General features: G+C 33.1%; 14 protein-coding genes and 1 tRNA gene. All 15 read right to left on the bottom strand.

Features of this window, described 5'->3' with window-relative positions:
* Positions 1 to 411: 411 nt before the first annotated feature.
* The 15 genes from mnmH to rplJ all read right to left on the bottom strand — a co-directional run bounded on the left by mnmH (position 412) and on the right by rplJ (position 18,071).
* Entirely contained in the window at positions 412 to 1,416 is a 1,005-nt protein-coding gene (gene mnmH / locus FBE93_RS00310; RefSeq protein WP_032598751.1) for a tRNA 2-selenouridine(34) synthase MnmH, read from the bottom strand.
* Positions 1,406 to 1,891 (bottom strand): HIT domain-containing protein, encoded by a 486-nt coding sequence (locus tag FBE93_RS00305; RefSeq protein ID WP_002857290.1) that lies wholly within the window; start codon positions 1,889 to 1,891, stop codon positions 1,406 to 1,408. The genes mnmH and FBE93_RS00305 overlap by 11 nt, the downstream gene beginning before the upstream one ends.
* A gap of 9 nt (positions 1,892 to 1,900) precedes the next feature.
* Positions 1,901 to 2,677, bottom strand: a complete 777-nt coding sequence (gene trpC, locus FBE93_RS00300) for an indole-3-glycerol phosphate synthase TrpC (RefSeq protein WP_002933036.1) — start codon at positions 2,675 to 2,677, stop codon at positions 1,901 to 1,903.
* Positions 2,674 to 3,951, bottom strand: a complete 1,278-nt coding sequence (locus FBE93_RS00295) for a hypothetical protein (RefSeq protein ID WP_002933037.1) — start codon at positions 3,949 to 3,951, stop codon at positions 2,674 to 2,676. The genes trpC and FBE93_RS00295 overlap by 4 nt, the downstream gene beginning before the upstream one ends.
* Entirely contained in the window at positions 3,924 to 4,298 is a 375-nt protein-coding gene (locus FBE93_RS00290) for a YkgJ family cysteine cluster protein (RefSeq protein WP_002933038.1), read from the bottom strand. Before FBE93_RS00290 ends, FBE93_RS00295 begins: the two co-directional genes overlap by 28 nt.
* Positions 4,288 to 4,989 (bottom strand): tRNA1(Val) (adenine(37)-N6)-methyltransferase, encoded by a 702-nt coding sequence (locus FBE93_RS00285; RefSeq protein WP_002861225.1) that lies wholly within the window; start codon positions 4,987 to 4,989, stop codon positions 4,288 to 4,290. The genes FBE93_RS00290 and FBE93_RS00285 overlap by 11 nt, the downstream gene beginning before the upstream one ends.
* Before the next feature lie 7 nt (positions 4,990 to 4,996).
* Positions 4,997 to 5,146 (bottom strand): hypothetical protein, encoded by a 150-nt coding sequence (locus FBE93_RS00280; RefSeq protein ID WP_002933039.1) that lies wholly within the window; start codon positions 5,144 to 5,146, stop codon positions 4,997 to 4,999.
* 17 nt (positions 5,147 to 5,163) lie between these two features.
* A tRNA-Arg gene (locus tag FBE93_RS00275) sits at positions 5,164 to 5,240 on the bottom strand.
* A 28-nt stretch (positions 5,241 to 5,268) separates the two neighbouring features.
* On the bottom strand, positions 5,269 to 7,344 hold the full coding sequence (fusA, locus tag FBE93_RS00270; protein ID WP_002779472.1) for an elongation factor G: 2,076 nt from the start codon (positions 7,342 to 7,344) through the stop codon (positions 5,269 to 5,271).
* Positions 7,345 to 7,356: 12 nt separating this feature from the next.
* Positions 7,357 to 7,827 carry a 30S ribosomal protein S7 gene (rpsG, locus tag FBE93_RS00265; protein WP_002779471.1) on the bottom strand — a complete coding sequence of 157 codons (471 nt, stop codon included), beginning with the start codon at positions 7,825 to 7,827 and terminating at the stop codon, positions 7,357 to 7,359.
* Between the two features lie 69 nt (positions 7,828 to 7,896).
* Positions 7,897 to 8,283, bottom strand: coding sequence for a 30S ribosomal protein S12 (gene rpsL / locus FBE93_RS00260; RefSeq protein WP_002782934.1), 387 nt, complete (start codon positions 8,281 to 8,283; stop codon positions 7,897 to 7,899).
* A 119-nt stretch (positions 8,284 to 8,402) separates the two neighbouring features.
* Positions 8,403 to 12,956, bottom strand: a complete 4,554-nt coding sequence (rpoC, locus tag FBE93_RS00255; protein ID WP_002855038.1) for a DNA-directed RNA polymerase subunit beta' — start codon at positions 12,954 to 12,956, stop codon at positions 8,403 to 8,405.
* Complete coding sequence (gene rpoB, locus FBE93_RS00250; RefSeq protein ID WP_072225851.1) at positions 12,949 to 17,085, bottom strand: DNA-directed RNA polymerase subunit beta; 4,137 nt, start codon at positions 17,083 to 17,085, stop codon at positions 12,949 to 12,951. The genes rpoC and rpoB overlap by 8 nt, the downstream gene beginning before the upstream one ends.
* A 108-nt stretch (positions 17,086 to 17,193) precedes the next feature.
* A complete protein-coding gene (gene rplL / locus FBE93_RS00245; RefSeq protein WP_002854820.1) occupies positions 17,194 to 17,571 on the bottom strand; it encodes a 50S ribosomal protein L7/L12 in 378 nt (125 codons plus the stop codon).
* Between the two features lie 20 nt (positions 17,572 to 17,591).
* The gene (gene rplJ, locus FBE93_RS00240; protein WP_002858610.1) at positions 17,592 to 18,071 is read right to left on the bottom strand and encodes a 50S ribosomal protein L10; all 480 of its coding nucleotides are present in this window, start codon (positions 18,069 to 18,071) and stop codon (positions 17,592 to 17,594) included.
* Positions 18,072 to 18,166: the final 95 nt, after the last annotated feature.

Genomic DNA, 18,166 nt, shown 5'->3' with positions numbered 1-18,166 from the left:
AGCTGGCATAGATGTCCTTGGAAAATAAAATTAAAATAACAATGTTTTGTAACATCGCAAAAAACGAGTGCAACTCTAATTAAATTTAGCTTAATTATAAATTAAATTAAAATTTATTATTTTATTCTCATTGAAATATAATATCCATATTTTAAACAAAAAAATAAATACATGATTGGCTTTTAAATACTATAAAAACTACATTTAAAAGCCCTAAATAAAATGATTTATGTAATAAATATTACTTTTATATAAAAATTTATGGTAAATGAAAAAACAATATCCAAAAGCCTAATTTACAATACTTTGAGAAATTAAAAAATAACAATTTCAAAAATAAAAAATAAATTTGTGATTTTTTTTATTTTTTTAAAGAAAATAGTATAATTTTTTTGCAAAGTGATAAAAAAATTAAATTAAAATGTAGTTTTTTAGCTTAAAATATCTTAAAATTTCTTCTTTAGCTTTTAAAATATCATCAGTATTTAACTCAAGATCAATCTTATCTGGTTTTTTATAAGTTTTATCATAATACTCCAAAAGCATAGTAATAAGCCTTTGCCATTCTTTTCTCTCATAACTTTGAAGCAAATCTTGGCGTAAATTTAAGCTGATATAAGGGCTAATTTTTTGCACACATTGTTGAAATTTTAAAGGAGTCATTTTCTCTTGATAAATTTTTTGTATTCTTTTAATGCGATTTTCCAAAGAACAAAAACAATAAATTTTAAAAGCCTTTTGCATTTTTTCATAAAATTTCAAAGGTAAGATGATATCCCCTATTTTGCGACTTTCGCTTTCTATGAAAGCAAAATTTTCTAAATTTTGCATATTGTGAAAAAGTTCTGCTTCAAAAGCTTTTTGCGTAGGTTGTTTTCCTAAAATATCACCAAAAGACGAGCCTAAATGATTTGCTATTTTTTCCAAATTTATAGCTTGTGGGAGTTGTTCTAAAAGCTCTGTTTTTCCACAGCCTGTATTGCCGCAAAGAGTAAAAAAATCAAAATTTATTTCATTTTCAAAATAATGCGTTACAAAAGTTCTATAAGCTTTAAAGCCACCTTTTAAACGCACCACTCTAAAACCAAGCTCACTTAAAATCACTGCGATAGACTTTGAACGCAAACCCCCACGAGAACAATAAATCCCCACCTTTTCTCCTATGCGAAAATTTTGGGTGATTTCTAATATATGCTTAGCGGTATTTTGACAAATATAACTCGCACCCCTAGCCTTGGCTAAAGCTTGATTTTTCTTATAAATCGTTCCTATTTCTTGATATTCTTCATCATTGAGTGCATAAAAATTTAAAGCTCCTATCAAATGAGAATGCAAAAATTCTCTAGGGCTTCTTGCATCGATTAAAAGAGAGAAATTTTCTTTTTGAAACTCTGCAAATTCAACTTCACTGAGCATTTTTAAAAGCCAAAACAAGTTTTTGATAAACTTGCTCGATATTAGTGCCACAAACCCTAGTTTCTCCTATGGTTGTGATAAAATTTGTATCTCCTGCCCAGCGTGGCACTAGATGATAATGACAATGAAAAGCTATGCCAGCTCCTGCATCTTTGCTTAAATTCATACCGATATTGACCCCATTTGCATGAATTTGCTCTTTTAAAATTTTCACTCCCAAACGCACAAAATGGCTCATTTCTTGCCAAATTTCATCGCTTAAATTTTCTATATGCTCTTCATGTACATAAGGAATCACCATAAAATGCCCCGCAGAATAAGGATAGCGGTTCATCACTCCAAAACAATGCTTTGCTCTAAAAATTACGCCTAAATCTTCATCGCTTTTGATCTTATTAGCACAATCACAAAATGGACAAACGCTTTTTTCTTTTTCAAAATACTCACTCCGCCATGGTGCATACAAATACTGCATTTTCCCTCCTTAAAGCAAAGCTTCTAAAGCCTTTCCTTCATCTTTTTCGCGCATAAAATATTCGCCGATTAAAAAAGCATCAACGCCTAAATTTTGTAAATGCTCTAAAAATTCTTTATTTTCTAAACCACTTTCTGCGATGATGATTTTTGAATTTGGGATTTGTGGGATAAGTTTTTCACACAAACTCATATCCATAGTAAAATCCTCTAAATTACGATGATTGATACCGATAATATCCGCTCCAGCAAAAATAGCCTTACTCAAATCCTCTTTATCATGAATTTCAACCAAAGCCTCAAGACCTAAATGTCTTGCAAACTCAAGCAGTTTTTTAAGCTCTTTCATGCTTAGCATTTTAGCGATTAACAATACAAAATCCGCCCCATAAACCAAAGCTTCTAAAATTTGATACTCATCAAAGATAAAATCTTTTCTAAGTAAAGGAATTTGTGTATAACGGCGTATAAGACTTAAGTATTCTAAAGAACCTTTAAAAAAATGTGGCTCAGTCAAAACAGAAATCGCCGTAGCTTTATTCTTCTCATAATTTAAAGCGATACTCAAAGGATCAAAGTCTTCTCTAATGACTCCCTTGCTAGGACTTGCTTTTTTTACTTCTGCTATGATTTTAACTTCTTTTTCTACTCTTTTTAAAGCTTTAATCACATCTTTTGGAAAGAAAGGATTTGAAGCTAAAGAACGCCCTAACATATCATAAGGAAGTTTTAGTTTGCGTTCTTTTAAATCTTCTTTTGTTTTTTCAAAAATTTTATCCAATATCATGGTTTTACACACGCCTTTATCGCTTTTATATGAGCTTTACTCTCATCAGAATTTGCAAATTCTTTATCATCTAATGTTTGTTTTAAAATTTCCCATGCTTGCTTACAATCGCCTAGTTTATAATACCCCCAAGCTAAAGAATCTAAATAATACAGATTTTGCGGATCTTTTTCTAAGGCAAGTTTCACAAGCTCTATACCTTTTTTAACATCTAAATCATAATCTATAAGCAAATATCCATAGTAGTTTAAATACAAAGCATTGCTATCTTTATCGACAGCTTGTTCGAATTTTTCTTTTACAGAATCAATTACTTTCGGAGTGATTTTTTTAGCTTCATTTGCAGCTTCAAATTCAAAAACTGCCGCTCGTAGAAGATATTCTTTATTTTTTGTTTTATGATAAAGAGCTAAACTCATTTTTTTAGCATCATCAAAGCGTTTTAAATTCTGATACAAAGCGAGTTTAATATCATCATCTAAATCATACTGCAAAGAAATTTTTAAAGCTTCTTCTGTTTTGCCTTGAGAATTTAAAAGCTCAACCAAAGCCAATGCAAAACTTTTATTTTTGGTAAGTTGATAAAGCTCTTTATATATACTTTTTAAAGCTTCGATATTTTTTTCATTAAAATAAATTTTAGCAAGCAAGACGCAAGTTTTGAGAGTACAACCATTGGTTTTTCTTGAAAATTCTAAAACATTTTTAATATTTAAAGTATCATTCAAAATCGCATAAATTCCTATGAGTTTAAATAAAATTTCTTCATTTTGCACTTGATTATAAGCAGATCTATAGTATTTTGTAGCATTTTTTAAATCATTTTTTTTAACCAAAATATCTCCGTAAAGCTCTAAATTTCTAGGATCACTATCCTTTTTTACCAAAAGTTCTTTCATAAGTTTTTGAGCATTGTTGATATCATTTGAATTTAAAGCATAAAGAGCACTAAGTCGCTTAAGATTGTCATTTTGATTTAAATAAGGCTTTGCTAGATTATTTAACTCTGCTTGCTTGTCAAGATTGTTTGCTAAAGTAAGTAAAAATGCATTTTCTAAAAAATTAGTATTATTATAATCTTGATAAAGACTTAAAAATTCATCTCTGGCTTCTTTGTATTGTTTATAATACTCATAATTATAAGCCTTCATAACCCTTAAATCAAAATCATTGCTTTTATATTTTGTATAATCAGGATAAACAACATTGATTTTTGAACTTCCACAAGCTGCCAAAAAAAAGGCTGCTAAGACAAATAACAAATACCTATACATTCTTTTTCTAATTCCTTTTGATGTGTTTTAAAATATTCCCAAAATGGAAAAGTTCTGCATTGTTTTGGACGAAAATCGTAGATACTGCAATTTCTTTTTTGAGTATCAAAAAAAATGCAAGCAAAACCATCTTCAAATTCGACTTCCTTAAAACTCATTTTAAAGCCCACTTTTCTCAAGTATTTTTCAGCAAATTCTTTGCTTTCTAAATTTAAATGCTTTCTTAATGCTTCTAATTCTTCCTTGCTTGCAAAAATATTGCCACTTTCTCCAGTACAACACTTTCCACCGCATTTCTCACAAGCATTTTCATCAAAAGCATAAGAAAAATTTTTATCAAATATCATAACTTTTTAACCTAAATCTTAAGTGAATTTCTTGCATTTGTTTGCTTAAAATTTCATTTTCATATACAAAAAAAGGAGGTAAAATCTCACAAGGCGATTTTGAACCTTTTTTTACCTGTATCAAAACAAGTCTTGCTTTTTTGTTTTGATGTGTATGTACAAAGCAAAGCTTTGTTATTTTTATTTTCATATCTTTTAAAATAAAACAAATTTCATCTAAAGCTAAAGCTTCATAGCAAAAATACAAAGTACCATTTGGCTTAAGCATAGAATTTGCTTTAGTTAAAAAGCTATGCAAGGGTAAAAATTCCTGAAATTTACTTATAGCTTTATGCTGATCTTCACTCTTGTAAGCTCCTTGTCTATAAAATGGAGGATTGCAAACTATGAAGTCAAATTTTTTTATGCTTTGAAATTGATTGAAATCATCATGAAAAATATCGCCTTGTATTTGGTTGGATTTTAAATTTTTTTCAATCAATTTTATATTTTCTTTTTGAATATCAATCAAAGATAAACTTAAATTTGCAATATTTTTTTTAAGTAAAATACCTATGATACCACAGCCTGCACCTACATCAAAAACAGCGCCTTTAATTCCTTGTTTTAAAATAAAATCAGCTAAAATTAAAGAATCACTATTGTAACGATACCCTTGTGATAATTGTGCTAGCGTAATCAAATCTGACATATATATTTTAATGCGTTGGAATTTTAATGCGTTTTGGAGGTTGTTCTTTAAATATATTTTGTTCTTTTGTTATATTATTATCTTCTTTAAAATTTACTGGGCTTTGTGCTATCAAAAAAGAAATTACAAAAGTTATAAAAAAAGCAATTTTTATCATAATAACACCTCATAAAATGGTGTCCACGGCGAGATTCGAACTCACGGCCTCAAAATTAGGAATTTTGCGCTCTATCCTGCTGAGCTACGAGGACAGAAAGCGGGAAAAATCCCGCTAAAAATTTAACCATTTCTTTTTTTGATAATTTCATCCGCAACGTTTTTAGGAACTTCATCATAGTGATCAAATTCCATAGAATAAGTCGCACGACCTTGAGTTTGACTTCTAAGATCAGTTGAATATCCAAACATTTCAGCCAAAGGGCAAAATGCTGTGATGATTTTATTTCCACCACGCTCATCCATGCTATTTACTTGACCACGGCGTTTGTTAAGATCTCCAATAACATCACCCATATAATCTTCAGGAGTTTCTACTTCAACTTTCATCATAGGCTCTAAGATCACAGCACCTGCTTTTCTAGCACCTTCTTTAAAGCCCATAGAAGCAGCAAGTTTAAACGCCATCTCAGATGAATCCACCTCGTGATAACTTCCATCATAAACAGTTACTTTAACATCTTCCACAGGATAACCTGCTAAAACACCATTTTGTAATGCTTCTTGAACACCTTTATCAACTGCAGGAATGTATTCTTTTGGAATTACCCCACCTTTGATATCATTAACAAATTCATATCCACTACCTGGCTCAAGTGGTTCAAGGCGTAAGAATACATGTCCATACTGACCACGACCACCTGATTGTTTAGCGTATTTGTATTCTTGTTCAACAGTTTTTCTAATAGTTTCGCGATAAGCAACTTGTGGTTGACCTACTTCAGCTTCAACTTTAAATTCACGAAGCATTCTATCAACGATAATTTCAAGGTGTAACTCACCCATACCTGAAATGATAGTTTGACCACTTTCTTCATCTGTAGAAACTCTAAAACTTGGATCTTCTTGTGCTAATTTATTTAAAGCAATAGACATTTTTTCTTGATCAGCTTTAGTTTTTGGCTCAACTGCAACAGAAATAACTGGATCTGGAAAATCCATTCTTTCAAGGATTACCTTATCTTTTTCACTTGCAAGAGTATCCCCTGTTAAAGTATCTTTAAGTCCTACAACAGCACCAATTTCGCCTGCGTAAAGCACTTTAATCTCTTCTCTTTTGTTAGAGTGCATTTTTAACAAACGACCAATTCTTTCTTTTTTATCTTTAGTTGAGTTATACGCATAAGAACCACTTTCCAAACAACCGCGATAAACACGCACGAAAGTAAGTTGTCCTACAAATGGATCTGTCATGATTTTAAATGCAAGTCCTGCAAACTCGCCATCATCAGTTGATTTTACAGAAACTTCTGTGCCATCTTCATATTCACCCTTGATATTTGCCACTTCATCAGGAGCTGGTAAATAAGCCACAACAGCATCAAGTAAAGGTTGAACCCCTTTATTTTTAAACGCTGTACCGCAAAGCATAGGAACGATAGAAAGACTTAAACATCCTGCTTTAATCCCTGTTTTAATCTCTTCAAGGCTTAATTCTTCTCCGCCTAAATATTTTTCCATCAACTCATCTGAAGTTTCAGAAACTGCTTCTATCATTTTTGTGCGATATTCTTCTGCCTTTTCTTTAAGTTCAGCTGGAATTTCTTTTTCTACATAATCCGTTGGCTTAGTATCATCTTCCCAAACTAAAGCTTTCATAGTTACAAGATCGATTACGCCTTTAAAATTATCCTCAGCACCAATTGGAATTTGAAGTGGAACTGGATTAGCTTTTAAACGGTTACGAATTTGATCTTCTACATTGTAGAAATTTGCACCGATTCTATCCATTTTGTTTACAAATACTATTCTTGGAACACCATATTTATTTGCTTGTCTCCAAACTGTTTCACTTTGAGGCTGCACCCCACCCACTGAACAAAATACCGCAACAGCACCATCAAGAACACGCATAGATCTTTCAACTTCAATTGTAAAATCCACGTGACCCGGAGTGTCAATTAGGTTAATTTGGTGATCTTTCCAAAAACAAGTTGTAGCCGCAGAAGTGATAGTAATCCCACGCTCTTTCTCTTGTTCCATCCAGTCCATAGTAGCAGCACCATCATGAACTTCACCGATTTTATGACTCATACCTGTAAAGAAAAGAATTCTTTCAGATGTAGTCGTTTTACCCGCATCAATGTGAGCAGCAATACCGATATTTCTAACTTTTTTTAAAGGAGTACTTCTTGACATACACACTCCTTCTTACCAACGATAGTGAGCAAATGCTTTATTTGCTTCAGCCATTTTATAAGTATCTTCTTTCTTCTTAAATGAAGCACCTTTGCTATTAGCAGCATCTAAAAGCTCAGCTGCAAGTTTATCAATCATAGTTCTTTCGCTTCTTTTTCTTGCAAAAGAAATAATCCAACGAATCGCTAAAGCTTGTTGTCTAGCAGGACGAACTTCAACTGGAACTTGATAGGTTGCACCACCTACACGACGAGATTTCACTTCTAATAAAGGCTTAATATTTTCAATCGCATCATTAAAAATATCAATACCTTTTTTCTCGCCACCTTTTTTATCAATAGCTTCCAAAGCACCATACATAATTGTTGTAGCTGTGCTTTTTTTACCATCATACATTAAAGAATTAATAAATTTTGTGATTACTTTATTACCATAAATCGGATCAGGCAAGACTTCTCTTACCGGAGCTTTTCTTCTTCTCATTATTTTTCCTTCAAATTTTAAATTTTACTCAAACAAAATCAAATCTAACGGATTTGTCTGTATGAATGATTATTTTGCAGCGCCTGCTTTAGGGCGTTTAGCACCATATTTAGAACGAGAAACTGTTCTTTTTGCAACACCTGCTGTATCAAGAGCACCACGAACGATGTGATATTTAACCCCTGGTAAGTCTTTTACCCTACCACCACGCACTAAAACAATGCTGTGTTCTTGTAAGTTATGACCTTCACCGCCGATATAGCTGATCACTTCAAAGCCACTAGTAAGTCTTACTTTGGCAACTTTTCTTAACGCTGAGTTTGGTTTTTTAGGTGTTGTAGTATAAACCCTAGTGCAAACTCCCCTTCTTTGTGGACAATTTTTAAGCGCTGGAGATTTAGATTTTTCTAAAACTTTTTTGCGCTCTTTTCTAACCAATTGATTTATGGTAGGCACAATAATTCCTTTCTTTAAAAATGTAATAAACTTTGGATGATACCTAAATTTTGCTTATATTTTAGTTAAAAAGATTGAAAATGAAGAAATATAGCCCCGAAGGGCTATAAAATAGAGTTTTATTCTTGTTCTTTAAGTTTTAAATTTTGTTCACCATAAAGCCCTGTTCCAACAGGAATCATTCTACCTAGAATAACATTTTCTTTTAAATCTTCTAAGTAGTCAAATTTACCCGCTATACTTGCTTCGGTTAGAACTTTAGTAGTTTCTTGGAATGAAGCCGCAGAAATCACACTATCACTTCCAATCGCTGCTCTTGTTACACCTAAAAGCACAGGCTCAGCAATAGCAGGTTCTCCACCCATTCTAATGATTCTTTCGTTTTCTTCACGGAATTTACGTCTTGAAACCAAATCACCCTCGATAAATTTCGTATGTCCACTATCTACAACTTTTACTTGTCTTAGCATTTGAGAAACGATAACTTCTATATGTTTATCAGAAATCACAACACCTTGTCCGCGATAAACTTGTTGAATTTCAGAAATCAAATAATAATGCAAGGCTTTTTCACCCAAAATTTTAAGCACATCATGACTTGAAACAACTCCATCTGTAAGTTTTTCACCTGCATGGATAAACTCGCCATCTCTTACTTGAATATGTTTTGATTTATCGATTAAATACTCAGCACTTGTTCCATCTTCTGCTTGGATAATGATTCTTTCTTTGGAACGCAAAGGTTTATCAAAACGAACAACACCATCAATTTCTGCAATCACAGCCGCATTTTTTGGTTTTCTTGCTTCAAAAAGTTCAGAAACTCTTGGAAGACCTCCTGTAATATCTTTTGATTTAGCTGCAGCTTTTGGAGTTTTTGCTAAAATATCTGCTTGAGCGATTTTATCACCATCATGAACAAAAATAACGGTTTTTGGTTCAAGCTGATAACGCACAGCCTTATCACCTTTTCCTGCGATTACCAAAGTTGGTCTAACTCCGCTTGGCAAATACTCATTAATCACTAAAGAACGCTTACCTGTAGCTTCATCAATTTGCTCATCGGCACTATAACCTGCTTCAATATCCTCAAAGCTTACAACACCATCAATTTCTGCAATGATAGTATTATTATAAGCATCCCATTCTGCAATCACTTTTCTTTCTTTTTTAGGAGCACTTGCAATGATAGTATTTGCATCATCGATTTTTTCACTATCGTTAAATTCTATCTTAGATTCTCTTGGAATATAGTGTCTTTTTGCTTCTCTATCATTTTCATCAGCAATCACTACAAAGAATCCTTTTTCTTTAACAATATCGCCTTTTTTAACATTTTTTACTCTATCTAAACCATCGCCTTTAAGGATATAAAATTTAAGCGTTCCTTTTTCGCCTGCTTTGATATTTTGAACTACAGGCTCACCATCTTCTACTAAAATTTCACTCGCAAAAGGGATACGATTTGGTACATTCCAACCCTCTTTAATCACTTCTACGATACTTTCATTTTCTTCTACTTGCATACCGCTTTGATATGGCAAATAAAGTTTTCCATCTATACTGCCACTTACACCTGCTAATTCATTTGGTTTAGCAAGATCGTATTTTCTTAGTATGTATTTTACTTCTTGTTTTTTATCTTTAATAGAAACAATCACATCTTCATGAATATTTTCTATATTAATCACACCTTTAAATGGAGTTTTAATTTTTGGCTCCACAAGTAAAATCGCCGCATTTCTACGATTTGCTACGATATTTTTACCTTCTTTATTTTTATAAGTTTTAAGATTATAAAATCTTATAAAACCTTCTTTTTGTGCGCTTACTTGTCTATCTTGTAAATCCGTACTTGCAGTTCCCCCACTGTGGAAAGTTCTTAGAGTTAGCTGCGTTCCTGGTTCGCCGATAGATTGAGCGGAAATAATTCCTACTGCTTCGCCTGGTTTTACTAATTTACCTTCTCCAAGATTGATACCATAACATTTTGCACAAATTCCTTTTTTAGCTTTGCAGGTAATAGGAGTGCGGATATTGACACTTTTTATACCGCTTTCTCCAAGAATTTTTGCTTTTTCTTCATCCATTAAAGTACCTTCTGCAAAAAGCACAGAATTTGTAATAGGATCGATCACATCTTCAGCTAAAACTCTGCCTAAAATTCTTTCTTCTAAAGTTTCTATAATAGAGCTATCTGCGGTAATTTCATTGATTTCAACACCCTCATGCGTTCCACAATCTTCAATGGTAATTTTTACATTTTGCGCAACATCGATAAGTTTTCTTGTCAAATAACCCGCATTTGCTGTTTTAAGAGCGGTATCTGCAAGACCTTTTCTAGCACCGTGAGTTGAAATAAAGTATTCAAGAACATTTAGCCCTTCACGGAAATTCGAAATAATAGGAGTTTCGATAATAGAACCATCAGGTTTAGTCATAAGTCCTCTCATCGCAGCAAGCTGAGAAATTTGAGCCGCACTACCCCTAGCACCAGAATCTGCCATCATATAAATAGAGTTAAAACCTTCTTTATCTTTTTCTACAAGCTTCATCATCTCTTTTGAAAGGACATTATTTGTACTTTTCCAAATATCAATGATTTTATTGTATCTTTCCCCTGAAGTAATCAAACCAAGATTATAAGAATTTTGAATTTCTCTTACTTGTTTTTTTGCTTCATCGATAGCTTTTTGCTTATCATTAGGAACAATAATATCTGCAATAGAAATTGAAATACCTGCTTTAGTTGCATACTCAAAACCTAAATTTTTAAGTCTATCCAAGAAACTTGCTGTAATCTCTAAACCACCTTGTTTATAAACATAATCCACAAGCGCGGCAATGTCTTTTTTCTTTAAGACTTTATTCCAACTATTTTCAGGCACAAAATCAGGTAAAATGGATTTAATAATCAATCTTCCTGCTGTAGTGGTAATCTTTCTACCATCTACCATGGTTTGTATACTCGCATGAATATCCAAACACTTGCTTTCAAGTGCCATCATCACTTCATCAATGCCTGTACAAATTTTATGCGAACCTTTAGCACCGGCTTTTTCCAATGAAAGATAATAAATTCCTAAAACCATATCTTGCGATGGAACGGTTACAGACTTACCGCTTGCTGGCAAAAGAATATTCATTGATGAAAGCATAAGCACTTTACATTCTGCAATAGCCTCTTGAGAAAGTGGCACATGCACCGCCATTTGATCCCCATCAAAGTCTGCGTTAAATGCTGCACAAACTAAAGGATGAAGTTGTATAGCCTTACCTTCCACTAAAACAGGATGAAACGCTTGAATAGAAAGTTTATGTAAAGTAGGCGCACGGTTTAGCATAACAGGATGCCCTTTTACTACCTCTTCTAAACATTCCCAAACTTCATTAGTTTTATTTTCTATCATTTTTTTAGCTTGTTTTACTGTGGTTGCATAACCTTTTTCTTCAAGTTTAGCTAAAAGATGTGGTTTAAAAAGTTCTAAAGCCATTTTTTTAGGTAAACCACATTGATCCATTCTAAGTTTTGGACCCACAACAATAACGCTACGACCTGAGAAATCCACCCTCTTACCTAATAAGTTTTGTCTGAAACGTCCCTGTTTACCTTTAATAATTTCACTTAAAGATTTCAATGGGCGTTTATTTGCTCCCTTTACAGCATTAGCACGACGACCGTTGTCAAAAAGTGCATCAACAGCCTCTTGAAGCATTCTTTTTTCATTTCTGATAATGATTTCAGGTGCATCAAGTTCCATAAGTTTTTTAAGACGTGTATTTCTATTGATAACGCGACGATATAAGTCATTCACATCAGAAACTGCAAATTTTCCACCATCTAAAGCCACTAAAGGACGCAAATCTGGCGGTAAAACTGGAAGATTTGTAATCATCATCCATTCAGGACGATTTGGTACGGCTTCATCGCTATCGGTATTGGCGTTTAAATTTGAATTTAAGAAATTTTCTACAACTTTTAAGCGTTTAATGATAGTTTTTTTCTTAGCCTCTGAATTTGTAGCCGCCATTTCTTCTTTAAGCTGATTTAAAAGTGCTACAAGATCTAAATTTGCAAGTAAATCACGAACAACTTCTCCACCCATTCTTGCTTTAAAGCCACTATTTTCATAGCGTTGCATTAAATTTTGATATTGCTCTTCGTTTAAAACATCACAATATTCTACTTTTTTGGTGCTTTCATTATCATAGAAAGCATCGCCTGGATTTTCAACGATATAAGCTTCATAATAAAGCACACGCTCAAGATCTTTCATCTTAACACCCAAAAGCGTTCCTATACGACTCGGAAGAGAATTAACATACCAAATATGAGCCACAGGAGTTACAAGCTCGATATGTCCCATTCTAGAACGACGCACTTTTGAATTTGCTACTTCAACGCCACATTTTTCGCACTTAACACCTTTAAAACGCATTTTTTTATACTTACCACAAAGACATTCATAATCTCTTATAGGTCCAAAAATCTTTGCACAAAAAAGCCCATCTCTTTCAGGCTTTAAGGTTCTATAATTGATAGTTTCTGGTTTTTTTACTTCTCCATAAGACCATGATTTGATTTTTTCAGGACTTGCAAGTCTTAGTTGAAACGCTTCAAAATCCCTAGGTCTTGCATCTTCTTTGATTTCTATTACTTTAAATTTACTCATTATCTTCATCCTTATCAAAAATCTCAACATCTAAAGCAAGAGATTTAAGCTCATTGGTTAATACAAAAAATGTTTCAGGAATTCCCGTTGCTGGAACATTTTCACCTTTTGTCAATGCTTTATAAGCACTAAATCTACCTTCTACATCGTCTGATTTGATAGTTAACATTTCTCTTAAAGTATGAGCCGCTCCATAAGCTTCAAGTGCCCAAACTTCCATCTCCCCAAATCTTTGTCCCCCAAAGAGTGCTTTACCACCCACAGGCTGCTGGGTAACTAAGCTGTAAGGTCCTGTACTTCTTGCGTGAACTTTCTCATCAACCAAGTGGTGGAGTTTTAGCATATACATACATCCTACATGAACACGCTCTGCGATTTTCTCACCCGTGCGTCCATCATAAAGTTCTGTTTTGCCGTCCATATCTATCTTGGCCATTTCAAAAAGCTTGCTAAATTCTTCTATATTTACACCTTCAAAAACAGGAGTAGCAAATTTAACTCCTTTACTCCAGTCTCTAGCATAGTTTAAAAGCTCTTCATCGCTTAAGCTTTTAATAAATTCTTTTTCGCTTGCAAGTCTTGGAATAGAACAAATTTCAAGCATTTTTGCTCTTAATTCTTTAAGAAAATCTTTTTGCTTTCTGTCAAAAATTTCTTGAATCTGATCTCCAAGTCTAAGTCCAATTAAACCCAAATGGCTTTCTAAAATTTGGCCTATATTCATACGACTTGGAACGCCAAGTGGATTAAGTGCAATATCCACACTTTTACCATTTGGTAAATAAGGCATATCCACTTCAGGAACTATAGTTGAAACTATACCTTTGTTTCCGTGACGTCCTGCCATTTTATCACCGACTTTAAGCTTTCTCTTTGTAGCAATATAAACTTTAACAAGCTTAATTACCCCACTTGGTAAAATATCATCTTTTTCTAAAATTTCAAGCTTTTCATCGTGTTCTGCTTTTAATTTTTTCTTCTCATTTTGGAAATGATTTTTTAAATCATCGTATTCTTTTTGAATCTCTTTAGAATAAGCTTTAATCAAAGTTGTTAAAGTAAAACGATTGATTTTTTCAAGTTCGCTAATATCTGCGGTTTGTCCTTTTTTATAATTTTTATCTCCAATTTTTTGATCGCTATTTAAAGGGGCTTTGGAAAGAAGAGCACAAACACGAAGCATTTCTTCTCTATCCATCATCAAAAGTCTATCATGATGTTCTTTTTCTAAAGCCATTTTTTCCTTATCATAAGATTTTATTGCACGATCATCTTTTTCATAGCCTTTTTTAGTGAAAATTTTAACATCCACAACAACACCCTCTAAAGAAGCGGTTGCATAAAGTGATTTATTCACAACATGTCCTGCTTTTTCTCCAAAAATCGCTCTTAAAAGTCTTTCTTCAGGAGTTGGTTTAACCTCACCTTTTGGAGAAACCTTACCCACCAAAATCATACCTGGTTTGATATGGGTACCAATTTTTGCAATACCGCTCTCATCAAGATGTGCAACATCTTCTTCTTTTACATTTGGGATATCTTTGGTAATTTCTTCTATACCATCTTTTAGTTCTCTTGCTTCAATTTCTTTTTCATAAATGTGCACACTTGTAAAGGTATCTTCACGAATAATTCTCTCACTTACAACTATAGCATCCTCATAGTTATAACCATTCCAAGGCATAAAAGCGATTAAAGCATTTTTACCTATAGCAAGTTCGCCTTGATCCATAGAAGGACCATCTGCGATAATTTGTCCTGCTTTTACTATATCACCTTTTTTAACAATAGGATGTTGAATATAATTTGTATTTTGATTAGTTCTTAAATTTTTCTCCATAGTGTAATGGTCAATAAATGGACCTTTATCATCTTCACCTAAAATGAAAATGCTTTTATTATCCACTTTCTCAACCACACCGCCACGCTTTGCTTTAACAGCTTCCCAAGCATCACGCGCAATAATTTGTTCCATACCTGTTCCTACTATCGGAGCTGAAGCAGTAAGAAGCGGCACAGCTTGACGTTGCATGTTTGAACCCATTAGTGCTCTGTTTGCATCATCGTGCTCTAAAAACGGAATCAAAGAAGCCGCAACCCCAACAACCATACCTGAGCAAAGATCGATTAATTGCACTTCTTCGCGTCTTGCAAGTATAGTTTCACCATCTTGTCTAGCCTCAACAAATTCTTCTACTATATTGCCTTTAGCATCAACCTTAGTTGAAGCTGGTGCGATAAATAAGCCTTCTTCTTGTGTTGCTGTAAGATAAACAACTTCATTAGTCACTTTACCATTTACAACTTTTCTATATGGTGCTTCAACAAAGCCAAGTTCATTTACTTTTGCATAAGTAGAAAGAGTGTTAATCAAACCAATATTTTGACCTTCAGGTGTTTCAACTGGACAAATTCTACCATAATGTGTCGCGTGAACATCACGCACTTCAAAACCTGCTCTTTCTTTTACAAGCCCACCTTCACCAAGCGCTGACAAACGACGCTTATGAGTAACCTCACTTAAAGGGTTGGTTTGATCCATAAATTGCGAAAGCTGACCTCCTGTAAAAAATTCAATGATAGTTGTAGTAATCATTTTAGGATTGATTAAATCATAAGGCATTACTTTATCAAGATCCGCATTTAAAGAAGTAAATTTATCTCTGATCGCCTTTTGCATTTTTGCAAGACCTAAATGAAGTTCATTGGCTAAAAGTTCACCTATAGAACGGATACGACGATTTCCTAAATGATCTCTATCATCAATATGTCCTTTACCATTTTTTACTTTAATTAAATATTTTGCAGTTTTAATAATATCTTCATTAGTCAAAACAGTAACATACTCAGGCACTTCAAGACCTAACTTATGGTTCATTTTCATACGACCTACCTTGGTAAGATCGTATCTTTCAGGATTGAAGAATAAATCATTTACAAAAGCCTTCGCTGCATCTTTTACCACAGGTTCACCTGGGCGCATAACTTTGTAAATTCTAATCGCAGCTAAATCATTTTCATCATCGATATTTTCACTTTGTTTAAGAAGTTTTAGAGTTTCTCCATCTTGAGCAAAGGAGTTAATAATCGCTGCATCAACGCCATTAGCCAAGTCATTTGCTATATCAAAACTTTTTTGCTCTTTAATCTTAGCAAGCTTACTCTCATCTAACAAAGTTAAAGAATCAAATAAAACCTCTCCACTTTCTTTATCAATAATAGGATTTGCTAAATAACGATTAAGTAAAATTTCTACAGGATATTCTATCCATTTTAAACCGTCTTTAATAAGCTGTTCTGCTTTTTTCTTTGTAAGTCTTTTTCCAGCTTGATGAACGATTTTTCCTTTTTCATCTTTAATATCATATTCTATTCTATCCATAAAATCATTTGGATTAAATTCTGTTAAAAATTTATCTTTTTTCACATGTATAGTCTGAATAGGATAAAACAACTTAATAATATCTTGTTTTTTATACCCTAAAGCTCTAAAAAGCATAGTTACAGGAACTTTTCTACGCTTGTTGATTCTTACATACAAAACATCTTTGGCATCGTATTCAAAATAAAGCCACGAACCACGATCAGGAATAATTTGTGCTGTATAAACAAGCTTATTTGCAACCGTTGAGCTTTCTTCTTCTTTAAAAATAACACCAGGGCTTCTATGTAATTGATTTACAACCACTCTCTCAACCCCGTTAATGATAAAAGATACACGATCTGTCATTAAAGGAATTTCGCGGATATAAATTTCTTGTTCTTTAATATCTTTTACGCCAACTTTTTCCCCTGTTTTTTCATCTTTTTCATGCAGAGTAAGACGGATTTTCATTTTTAAATTTACAGAATAAGTCAAACCTCTTTCCATGCATTCGCGAATGGTATATTTTGGCTTGCCTATTTCACTACTAACATATTCAAGACTCAATCTATTTTGCGGATCATGAATAGGAAAAATTGATTTAAAAACTTTTTCTATACCACTTTCACCATTATCAAGATTTAAAAAATAATCAAAACTCTTTTTTTGTAATTGTAGAAGATTTGGGATTTCTATTTGTTTTGAAATGTTTGAGAAGTCTACTCTTAAACGATTTCCTAATTTATTATCTAACATATCGCACATACCTCATGGTAAATTTTGTAAATTTAAAAAAGAAGACCTAAAAATTAGGTAAAAATAAAAAAAGAAGACTTGCCTCGGCAAATCTTCTTCTAACTTTAAAGCTTAAAATTACTTAAGTTCTACTTTAGCACCAGCTTCTTCAAGTTGTTTTTTAGCTTCCTCAGCTTCAGCTTTAGCCACACCCTCTTTTAGAGTTGAAGGAGTTTGCTCAACTGCATCTTTTGCTTCTTTAAGACCAAGGCCTGTAAGAGCACGAACGATTTTAATAACTTCAATCTTTTTAGCACCGCCATCAGTTAAAACGATATCAAATTCAGTTTTTTCTTCAGCAGCAGCTGCAGCACCACCAGCTGCAGCACCACCAGCTACCATTACAGGAGCAGCAGACACACCAAATTTTTCTTCAAATTCTTTTACAAGTTCTGATAACTCAAGAACACTTAAATTTGAAATATATTCTAATACATCTTCTTTAGAAATTGCCATTTTTTATCCTTTTATTTAATTTATTCAGATTCTTTTTTATTTTTAAGCGCATTTAAACCTATTGTGAAATTGGTAATTGGCGCATTCCAAACTTGCAAAAGCATAGCAAGCAACTCATTGCGTGAAGGCATTTTAGCAAGAGCTTTAACCTTAGCAACATCTGCAACTTCGCCTTCAATATGAGCTGTTTTGATTTCAAATTTATCGTTATTTTCTTCAAATTTAGCAGCTACTTTTGAAACACTTAGCTGATCTTCGCCCCAAAGATAAATATTTGTATCTTTAAGAACTAGACCTGTTTTACCGGAATTGTTAAGAGCAATGTTAGCCAAAGTATTTTTAACAATTTGAACTTTTACATTGTTTTCTCTTGCATTATTTCTAAGCTCTTCTAGTTTTTTTGTGCTAAGACCTCTGTAATTACAAACTACAATAGCTTCACTAGCTTTAAAACCTTCTTCAAGTTTAGCAATAATCTCAACTTTTTCGCTTCTAGTCACATTTTCTCCTTTCCGATTGAGATTTCAAGTAGAGTGGAAATCCAATTAAGCTTACGCCTCGACTATCTTCAATCTAAAATAAACATCTCAAAAAA

This window comes from Campylobacter sp. CFSAN093229 (assembly GCF_011068225.1).
Classification (GTDB): domain Bacteria; phylum Campylobacterota; class Campylobacteria; order Campylobacterales; family Campylobacteraceae; genus Campylobacter_D; species Campylobacter_D jejuni.
Note: the sequence above shows the minus strand (reverse complement) of the source record. Positions and strands in the feature narration are given on the sequence as shown.

What these genes read in the sequence shown, in the direction of transcription:
- trpC (WP_002933036.1), bottom strand. Translation starts at nt 2,677, where the DNA reads ATGATATTGGATAAAATTTTTGAAAAAACAAAAGAAGATTTAAAAGAA.
- FBE93_RS00290 (WP_002933038.1), bottom strand. Translation starts at nt 4,298, where the DNA reads ATGATATTTGATAAAAATTTTTCTTATGCTTTTGATGAAAATGCTTGT.
- mnmH (WP_032598751.1), bottom strand. Translation starts at nt 1,416, where the DNA reads ATGCTCAGTGAAGTTGAATTTGCAGAGTTTCAAAAAGAAAATTTCTCT.
- FBE93_RS00305 (WP_002857290.1), bottom strand. Translation starts at nt 1,891, where the DNA reads ATGCAGTATTTGTATGCACCATGGCGGAGTGAGTATTTTGAAAAAGAA.
- FBE93_RS00295 (WP_002933037.1), bottom strand. Translation starts at nt 3,951, where the DNA reads ATGTATAGGTATTTGTTATTTGTCTTAGCAGCCTTTTTTTTGGCAGCT.
- FBE93_RS00285 (WP_002861225.1), bottom strand. Translation starts at nt 4,989, where the DNA reads ATGTCAGATTTGATTACGCTAGCACAATTATCACAAGGGTATCGTTAC.
- rpsG (WP_002779471.1), bottom strand. Translation starts at nt 7,827, where the DNA reads ATGAGAAGAAGAAAAGCTCCGGTAAGAGAAGTCTTGCCTGATCCGATT.
- FBE93_RS00280 (WP_002933039.1), bottom strand. Translation starts at nt 5,146, where the DNA reads ATGATAAAAATTGCTTTTTTTATAACTTTTGTAATTTCTTTTTTGATA.
- rpoB (WP_072225851.1), bottom strand. Translation starts at nt 17,085, where the DNA reads ATGTGCGATATGTTAGATAATAAATTAGGAAATCGTTTAAGAGTAGAC.
- fusA (WP_002779472.1), bottom strand. Translation starts at nt 7,344, where the DNA reads ATGTCAAGAAGTACTCCTTTAAAAAAAGTTAGAAATATCGGTATTGCT.
- rplL (WP_002854820.1), bottom strand. Translation starts at nt 17,571, where the DNA reads ATGGCAATTTCTAAAGAAGATGTATTAGAATATATTTCAAATTTAAGT.
- rpoC (WP_002855038.1), bottom strand. Translation starts at nt 12,956, where the DNA reads ATGAGTAAATTTAAAGTAATAGAAATCAAAGAAGATGCAAGACCTAGG.